The sequence below is a fragment of the Sphingomonas yabuuchiae genome (assembly GCF_001477495.1).
Lineage (GTDB): Bacteria > Pseudomonadota > Alphaproteobacteria > Sphingomonadales > Sphingomonadaceae > Sphingomonas > Sphingomonas yabuuchiae_A.
In genome coordinates, this window is record NZ_LDTF01000139.1 from 1 (window position 1) to 770 (window position 770).

The 770-nt window shown below is 71.7% G+C and carries 1 protein-coding gene; it reads left to right on the top strand.

Going from position 1 to position 770, the window contains the following annotated elements:
- Positions 1-770, top strand: a 770-nt coding sequence (locus tag NS355_RS17635) for a putative Ig domain-containing protein (RefSeq protein ID WP_209445134.1), incomplete at both ends; no start/stop codon positions are given.

Genomic DNA, 770 nt, shown 5'->3' on the forward strand with positions numbered 1-770 from the left:
AGCGCCACGGGCCTGCCCGCTGGCGTCACGCTGGCCGCCAACGGCACGCTCTCGGGCACGCCGACCACGGCTGGTAGCTACACCGTCACCGTCGCAGTCACTGACGCCAACGGCGCTACCGGTACCGCAACCTATACGCTGGAGGTTGCCGTCCAGGCACCCGTCGCCGGTGCGGTCAGCACGACCGTTGCCGCCAACAGCACCGCCAATGCGGTGACGCTCGCCTTGTCGGGTGGCGCTGCAACCTCGGTCGCGGTCGCCACCGCGCCGGCACACGGCACGGCCACCGCCTCGGGCACCGGCATCAGCTACACGCCGGCCGCCGGTTATTCGGGGAGCGACAGCTTCACCTACACCGCGACCAATGCGTCCGGCACCAGTGCTGCGGCGACCGTCACCGTCACGGTGACCGCCCCGACGCTGGTCGTCGCACCGGCCTCGGGTCCGTTGCCGGCGGCGACCGTCGGCACCGCCTACACCGCGACGCTGACCAGCACCGGCGGCACCGCGCCGTACAGCTACAGCGCCACGGGCCTGCCCGCCGGCGTCACGCTGGCCGCCAACGGCACCCTGTCGGGCACGCCGACCACCGCCGGCAGCTACACCGTCACCGTCACGGTCACCGACGCGCATGGTGCCACCGGCACCGCAACCTATACGCTGACCGTTAACCCGCCGCCGCCGCCGGTCGTTGCCGATCCGGTGACGACTTCGGTCGCGGCCAATACCAAGCCCGAGGCCGGCAAAAGCGTCAGGCCCAATCTGTCGAA